This is a genomic window from Allosphingosinicella sp. (genome assembly GCF_036387215.1).
GTDB lineage: Bacteria > Pseudomonadota > Alphaproteobacteria > Sphingomonadales > Sphingomonadaceae > Allosphingosinicella.
Genome location: NZ_DASVUE010000257.1, coordinates 1 through 7,329, shown reverse-complemented (window position 1 = coordinate 7,329; position 7,329 = coordinate 1). Strand labels below are relative to the sequence as shown.

Sequence of the window (7,329 nt, the reverse complement as noted above, 5' to 3'; positions counted from 1 at the left end):
ACACCAACCAGCCGGTCTTCCGCTTCCTCTCGGCGATAACGAGCTTCCCGAAGATCCTCGTCGCCGGCGTCGAAGGCGCGGCCGTGGGCGTCGGCACGACGATGCTGCTCCACTGCGATCTCATCCTCGCCGCTCCGACCGCAATGTTCTCGATGCCGTTCGTCGACCTCGGGCTCGTGCCGGAAGCGGCAAGCTCGCTTCTCCTCCCCTGGCTGATCGGCCCGCAGCGGGCCGCGAAGCATCTCCTGCTGGGCGATCCGTTCGACGCAGAGACGGCGCTCCGCTACGGCCTCGTAACCGATATCATCATCGGCGACCTCGAGGCGCGGGTTCGGAACATCGCGGAGGCAATCGCCGCCAAGCCTCCGGAAGCGGTGCGCATCACCAAGCGGCTCATCCGCTCGAACCAGTCGGAGGTCCAGGCGCGGATCGACGAGGAAGCCGCCTTATTCGCCGGCCGCCTCACCTCGGCCGAAGCGGCCGAGGCCTTCGCCGCTTTCTTCGAGAAGCGGGCGCCGAACTTCGGCTGATCAGGCCGCTTGCGCCATCTCGGCGAGGGCCGGATAGTCGGTGTAGCCGCGCTCGCCGCCCGTGTAGAAGGTCTCGCGGTCCGGGGTGTTGAGCGGCGCTCCGATCCGCAGCCGCTCCGGCAGGTCCGGATTGGCGATGAAGGGGATCCCGAACGAGATGAGCTCGGCCTTGCCCGACGCAATGTCGGCATTGGCGCGCTCACGGTCATAGCCCTGGTTCAGCATCAAGGTGCCCGGATAATTGGCTCGGATCAGCGCCGGGACGTCGAAGCCAGGCTGAGAATCCAGCACGTGCAGATAGGCGAGGCCGAGGCGGCTGAGGCGGTGCGCGACGAAGGCGTAGAGCGTCACCGCATCTTCCTCCTCGATGTCGTTGAAGCCGTGGCCGGGGCTCAGCCGCACCGCGACCCGCTCGCTGCCGATCGCGGCCGCCGAGGCGTCGGCGATCTCCAGGAGGAAACGGGCCCGGTTCGGGATCGATCCGCCCCATTTGTCGATCCTCCGATTGGCGTTGGTCGAGAGGAATTGGTGCGGCAGATAGCCGTTGGCGGCATGGATCTCGACGCCGTCGAAGCCGGCGGCGACCGCGAGCTTGGCCGCGCGCGTATAATGGCTGACGATGCCGGTCACTTCCTCGCTTTCCAGCGGGCGCGGAGCCACGAAATCGGCAAGCCCCTCCGTCGTGTGCACCTGTCCCGCAGGCCGGACTGCGGATGCACCGACGGGTGTGCGCCCATCAAGGAACGAGGGGTGCGAAATCCGGCCAGTATGCATCAGCTGCGCGAAGATGCGGCCGCCCTTGGCGTGGACCGCTTCGGTGATCGCCCGCCAGCCGGCGACCTGCTCCGCGGTGTAGAGGCCGGGCGTGTCGATATAGCCGTGGCCATAGCGCTCCGGGGCGATGCCTTCCGTCACGATCAGCCCGGCCGACGCGCGCTGCTCGTAATAGAGCCGCATCAGATCGTTCGGGACGGCGCCGGTGGCGCGGTCGCGGGTCATCGGCGCCATCACGATGCGGTTCGGAAGCTCGTTTCGGCCGACATGGACGGGGGTGAAGAGATCGGTCATTTCAGTCTCCTTCCGGCTCTGCTCAGCCGAGCAGGCGCCAGTTCATGCGGGGATAGGATCCGAGGCGGCGGCCGAGCGCGCCGGTGATCATCGTCATCCGCTCGATCGCGCGGGCGTTGATCAGAGGGCCGGCGTCGAGGTAGCGGAAGGGAGTGCCCTCGGCGAGGCGCAGGAACTCCTGCTTGGCGCCGTCGTCGTCCCCCAGCAGGAAGACGTCGCTCGGCGTTCCGAGGAACAAAGGATTATCGAAGACCGCGCTGAACACGTTCTTGAACGCGCCGACGACGCGTGTTCGCGGCAAGCGCTTCTGAAGCTCTTCGGCGCCGCTGGTGTCCCAGGGAAGGATGAAGTCCGAATAGTCTTCGTTATAGGGGTTGCTGATGTCGATCAGCAGCTTGCCGTCGAGCGCCGCCGCGTTCCGCTCGAGGATGTCGAACAAGCCGTCGCGGATGAAGATCGCGGGAAGCACCGCCTCGGCCTCCAGCGCCTCCTCATAGCTTCCGCCGACGAGGCCGGGCAGAGCGAGGTCGTGCGCAATGGCGAGCGCCCGGTCCGGGCTTCGCGAGCCCAGCGCAACGCTCCTGCCCGCACGGGCGAACATCGCCGCCAGCCTTGCGCCCATGCTTCCGGTGCCGAGGATTCCAATCTCGGCTTTTTGGCGCTTGAAAATGATCGCATTGCTCATCGTCGATCTCCCTGCCGGGTTCCACGGAGCAAATGCGCCACGACGCTTCGTTCGACTAGCAGCCGTTTTGCGGCCTCACCGTCCAGTCAGATGGACGTATCCCAACCCGCCATGGCCGTCGCCAAATGGTCGGCGAACGCTTTGACGCGCGGGGTCATGTCCTTGCGCGAGGGGAAGACGATGAAGAGCGCGGAAGGATCGCCCGTCCAGGCGTCCAGCACGCGCTCGAGCCGGCCGGCAGCGACGTCGCGGGCGACGAACACGTCCGGAAGCGCGGTGATGCCGATCCCGGCAACCGCGAGCCGGCGGAGGAAGGCGAAATTGTCCGAGGTAATCCGCGGCTCCTGCCCCGCCAGCGGATCGGCGGCGCGGAGCACCCGGCTCTGCGAGCGGGACGCGAACAGCAGCAGATCGTGCTCCCGAAGCTCATCCATCCCCGCCGGCCGGCCGCAGCGCTCGATATAGCGCGGGCTGGCGTAAAGGCCGAAGGCGATCTGCCCCACTTTGCGGATGATGAGGCCGGCGCCGCCCGGATCGCCGCCGCGAAGCGCAAGGTCGATATTGTCGGCGACGAGATCGAGCGGCTCGTTGGTCAGCATGATCTCGAAGCGGACCTTCGGGTGGAGCTCGACGAAAGAAGCAAGCGCGGAGGTGATCGCCTCGCGCGGGAATTCCAGCGGCGCGGTGAACCGGATCTTGCCGGAAAGGACTCCCTTCTCCGAAGTGCTCGCCGCCTCCGCGTCCACCAAGGTATCGACCGCGCTCGCAACCGCTTCGAAATAGGCGCTGCCTTCGGAGGTGAGCGAAAGCTGCCGGGTCGAACGCTTCAGGAGCTGCGCCCCGAGCCGCTGCTCGAGCGACTGGACGCGGGCGCTGATCGTCGATTTCGGAAGCCCCAGCCGCCGCGCCGCCGCCGCGAAGCCGCCCGCGCGCACGACTTCGACGAAGACCCTCGTCTGGTTCAGGTCCATTGCCGCCCCTCCCCTTCGGCTAGGCGCCTGGCCGTCCGCGCCCGATGATATTCGCCGAGCAGGCGCGACGCCAAGGCGTCGGCGTCGGCATCCGTCAAATCCCTGATCTGCGGGTAGCGGAGGGCCGAGGCTCCGGCGGTATCGACGTCGACGGTCGCGAGGCCGAACCATCGCTGGAGCGGCGAGCGGGTGACGCTGATCGTCTGCGCCTTGTCGAACGGCATGATCCAGAGCCGGTACCGGAAGATCCCCTCGGCGACGTAGAGCGCCCCGTCCCGCAGCAGATAGCGGTGCCGCCGCCAGTGAAGAACGACGGCCCCCACCGCGGCCGCGAGCGGGATGAGCGCGAGCAGCGCCGCCGGCTGGAAGAAGGAGATCGCAACGGCGATCGCGGCCGCGGGGATGATCCTCCCGACACAGCGGCGGAGGATCGTCAGCCGGGAGACGCGGATGAACTCGCCCGCCTGCGGCAACCGGCCGATCCCCGCTTCATCGAGGATCGGCTCGATCTCCTCGATGCGCGCGAACGGAGCGGCCGACTGATGCCCGCTCTGCTGCGCCTCCGCGCCTAAGGTCTGGAATTCGAGCCCATACCAGCCGAGACGCCTCCGCAGCCATCCGGAGCCCACCACCGCAAGCTGCACGCGGCGGAGCGGGATCACGACCTCCGACAGGGTGAGCAGACCCCGCCGGCGGCGGAAGCCGGCCGGGGTGCGCGTGAGCCGGAAATTATAGTCGCGCCCGATCGTCCGGATGAGACCGAAAAGCACGCCGAGCAGCAGCACGATGCCGACGATCGCGACGGTCGCGTAGAGGCCGGTTCGAGCTGCGCGCACGGCCTCGGGCACAATCCAGTCGGTAGGATCGGGAAAGGCGCTGCGGATGTGGGGCTGCACATATTGGAAGCTGCCGCCGATCACCGCCAGATAGACGAGCGAGAAGTTGAACAGGCCGGCCAGCAGCAGGCGCTTCAAGGGCATCTCGAACAGCAAGGGCTCGGGCCGCTCCGCAACCTCCGCCGCCGCCGCTTCCTCCCGCGCCGCACCGCGGATGATGTCGCGGAGGCGATGCGCGTCGGCCAGCGACACCGCGTTGAGGTCGCCTTCGTTCTTGCCGCCGCCGCCCGTCTCGATCGCGACCTTGGCGACGCCGAACAGCCGGGCGAGGAAGCGCTGCTCGATATCGACGTCCTGCACCCGATCGAAGGGGATGACCCGCCGCTGCCGGTGGAACACCCCGCTTTCGATGACGATGTCGCGCTCGCCGACGCCGTAGCGGAAGCGGAGCCAGGAGAGCAGAGAGGCCGCAAAGGAAACAAGTCCGCCGATGAGCGCGATCAGCAGGATGCGCCGCATTCCGGCGTTGGAGGCGAAGCCCACGAGCGCCGGCAGGCCCAGCAGGAATTCGGGAGCCTTCTTGATGAAGCGGATGAAAAGGGTGGACGGGTGCAGCCGCCGATCGGCCACCGTGTCGGCCGTCATCCGAGATCCTGCCGGATCTTGCCGCGGATGTGATCGCGCATCCGCCCCGCCTCGTCATGCTCCAGGCCCGGCAGGTGAACGGCGCTGTGCCGAGTCCCTGCCGTATGCAGGACGAGCGTTCCGAGCCCGAAGCGCCGCTCCAGCGGCCCCTGGGTCACGTCGATATGCTGGACCCGCCCGAACGGCACCACCGTCCGCGCCCGCATCCAGAGCCCGTGCTGCACGTGGAGCTCGTCCTCGCCCATCTCATAGCCCCAGCTCCGATACCGCCGCCTCGGGAGCAGCATCGCGGACAGCCCGAGCAGGAGCGCGGAGCCGGCCGAAGCAAGGCCGAACCGCAGCGGATTTTCCCCCAGCAAGGCAAGCTCCGCGACAACCACCGCCGCGAGCAGGATTGCCGCGGCAATGCCTGCCCGGATGCGCAGGATGGTGAGCTGGCGGGGGTGAAGCGGCGTCATCATCGGCGCACGATAGCCGCCCTGCTTCCACCTACCAAATGCGACGTTCCGGCGCGCTTGCCCCAGCCGCTCATCTGGCGTTCAGCTGGCGCGTTTCACGGGCCCTCGCTCCCACGGTGATGTTGTATAACGTTACATGCCTGCTATGCGCCGGCCCCAAGAAACCGGAGATATGGATTTGCTTAAGTTGAGCCTGCTGGGCAGCGCGGCTGCGCTTCTCGTCGCCTTTCCCGCCTCGGCCGAGGACGTGCCGGCGAGCCAAAGCGGCGCTCTCGGCCAGACGACCCAGGCCAAAGACGACACCCACGGCGACCATCAGGACATCGTCATCACCGGCTTCCGCCGCAATCGGCAGGACATCCTTTCCGGCACCTCCGTCGTCGCCGGCGAGGAGCTGACCCGCGACCTCAGGACCACCGTCGGCGAGACCCTGACCCGCCAGCCGGGCGTCTCCGCGACCTCGTTCGGACCAAACGCCTCCCGCCCCGTCCTCCGCGGCTTCCAGGGCGAGCGGGTGCGCGTTCTCACCGACGGCATCGGCAGCCTCGATGCGTCCAGCACCAGCGTCGATCATGCGGTCGCGATCAACCCGCTGACGGCGGAGCGGATTGAAGTGCTTCGCGGGCCGAGCGCCCTGCTGTTCGGCTCGGCGGCGATCGGCGGGGTCGTGAACGTGATCGATGCTCGGATTCCACGCCGGATCCCTCAGGAAAAGGTCCACGCGGAAGCGCTCGCCACTTACGGGTCGGCTGCCAACGAACGCTCAGGCAACGTGACGGTAGATGCCCCCGTCGCGGACCATTTCGTCCTCCACTTCGACGGCAATTACAGCAAGACCGGCAACCTCGACATTGGCGGCTTCGTCCTCTCGCCCGAGCTTCGGCGGCAGGCGGCGGCGAGTGCGGACCCGGAGATCCGCGAGCTGGCGGAGCTTCGCGGCACGCTCCCGAACAGCGGCGGCCGCACCTCCGACATCGCCGCCGGCGCGGCCTATGTCAGCGGCCAGAACAATATCGGCTTCTCGGTCAACCGCTACGACAGCCTCTACGGCATCCCCGTCCGCTACGCTCTGGAGCCCGGCGAGGAAGCCGAGCGCGTGCGGATCGACGTCAAGCAGACCCGCTATGACGGCCGGGCCGAGATCGATCTCGGCAGCGGCTTCCTCGATACCGTTCGGCTTCGCGGCGGCTATGCCGACTACCGGCACGACGAGCTCGAGGAGACGGGCGAGATCGGCACGTCCTTCTTCAACAAGGGCGCCGAGGCACGGCTCGAATTCGTCCAGTCGACGCACAACGGCTGGGGCGGCGGCTTCGGCGCGCAATATTTCGAACGCAGCCTGGATATCGTCGGCGACGAGAAGTTCCTGCCGAAGAACAAGACGCGGCAGATCGGCATCTTCGCCCTCCAGACGCTCGACAAGGGCAAGCTGCGCGGCGAAGCGGGCGCACGCTACGAGCACAGCATCGCCGAGGCCGATGCCGACGCTCTGCTCGGCAATCCGAAGCTCCGGCGCAGCTTCGATGCCTATTCCGGCTCGCTCGGCGCGAGCTACGAAGTGGCACCCCGCACCCGGATCGGCCTCAACGCCTCGCACAGCCAGCGCGCGCCCTCGGCCGAAGAGCTTTACGCCAACGGCCCCCACGCCGGCACGCAGGCGTTCGAGGTCGGCGACGTCGATCTCAGGAAGGAGAAGAGCTGGGGCATCGAAGCGACGCTTCACAGCAGCGGCGACGGCTACAGCCTCGGCGCGTCCGTCTACCACAGCTGGTTCAAGGACTATATCTACCAGCAGCTTACCGGCGCGATCGAGGACGGGCTTCCGGTCTTCCAGAATCTGCAGGACGATGCCCGCTATTTCGGGATCGAGCTCGAAGGATCGGTGAAGCTCGCCCAGCTCGGAAAGTTCGCGATCAACCTCGACGGCGTTGCGGATTACGTGCGGGCGACGATCGACAGCGCCGGCCCCGCGCCGCGCATCCCGCCCTTCCGCCTGCTGGGCGGGCTCGAAGCGCAGAGCGATCAGCTGCAGGGCCGCGTCGAGGTCGAGCGGGTGACCGCGCAGGACCGGCTCGCCGCCTTCGAGACGCCGACCAAGGGCTACACGATGGTCAATGCATCGCTGTCGGTGAAGCC

At 67.6% G+C, this 7,329-nt stretch carries 7 protein-coding genes; 2 read left to right on the top strand and 5 right to left on the bottom strand.

All coding sequences use genetic code 11. The features are described from left to right. Window positions 1–530, top strand: a 530-nt coding sequence (locus VF662_RS10530; RefSeq protein ID WP_464140765.1) for an enoyl-CoA hydratase-related protein, incomplete at its 5' end; no start/stop codon positions are given. Here VF662_RS10530 and VF662_RS10525 read toward each other — a convergent pair. The 5 genes from VF662_RS10525 to VF662_RS10505 all read right to left on the bottom strand — a co-directional run bounded on the left by VF662_RS10525 (window position 531) and on the right by VF662_RS10505 (window position 5,196). Continuing rightward, on the bottom strand, window positions 531–1,598 hold the full coding sequence (locus tag VF662_RS10525) for an alkene reductase (RefSeq protein WP_464140762.1): 1,068 nt from the start codon (window positions 1,596–1,598) through the stop codon (window positions 531–533). A 22-nt stretch (window positions 1,599–1,620) separates the two neighbouring features. Beyond that, on the bottom strand, window positions 1,621–2,283 hold the full coding sequence (locus VF662_RS10520) for an NADPH-dependent F420 reductase (RefSeq protein WP_464140760.1): 663 nt from the start codon (window positions 2,281–2,283) through the stop codon (window positions 1,621–1,623). Window positions 2,284–2,369: 86 nt separating this feature from the next. Continuing rightward, complete coding sequence (locus VF662_RS10515) at window positions 2,370–3,254, bottom strand: LysR family transcriptional regulator (RefSeq protein WP_464140756.1); 885 nt, start codon at window positions 3,252–3,254, stop codon at window positions 2,370–2,372. Further along, on the bottom strand, window positions 3,245–4,735 hold the full coding sequence (locus VF662_RS10510) for a PH domain-containing protein (RefSeq protein ID WP_464140753.1): 1,491 nt from the start codon (window positions 4,733–4,735) through the stop codon (window positions 3,245–3,247). The genes VF662_RS10515 and VF662_RS10510 overlap by 10 nt, the downstream gene beginning before the upstream one ends. Then, entirely contained in the window at window positions 4,732–5,196 is a 465-nt protein-coding gene (locus tag VF662_RS10505; RefSeq protein ID WP_464140750.1) for a PH domain-containing protein, read from the bottom strand. Before VF662_RS10505 ends, VF662_RS10510 begins: the two co-directional genes overlap by 4 nt. A 169-nt stretch (window positions 5,197–5,365) precedes the next feature. Between VF662_RS10505 and VF662_RS10500 the strand changes: the two genes are divergently transcribed. After that, window positions 5,366–7,329: TonB-dependent receptor (locus VF662_RS10500; protein ID WP_464140746.1), on the top strand; the 1,964-nt coding region annotated here is incomplete at its 3' end.

Coding starts and splice junctions, on each gene's coding strand:
- VF662_RS10525 (WP_464140762.1), bottom strand. CDS start 1,598: ATGACCGATCTCTTCACCCCCGTCCATGTCGGCCGAAACGAGCTTCCG.
- VF662_RS10520 (WP_464140760.1), bottom strand. CDS start 2,283: ATGAGCAATGCGATCATTTTCAAGCGCCAAAAAGCCGAGATTGGAATC.
- VF662_RS10515 (WP_464140756.1), bottom strand. CDS start 3,254: ATGGACCTGAACCAGACGAGGGTCTTCGTCGAAGTCGTGCGCGCGGGC.
- VF662_RS10510 (WP_464140753.1), bottom strand. CDS start 4,735: ATGACGGCCGACACGGTGGCCGATCGGCGGCTGCACCCGTCCACCCTT.
- VF662_RS10505 (WP_464140750.1), bottom strand. CDS start 5,196: ATGATGACGCCGCTTCACCCCCGCCAGCTCACCATCCTGCGCATCCGG.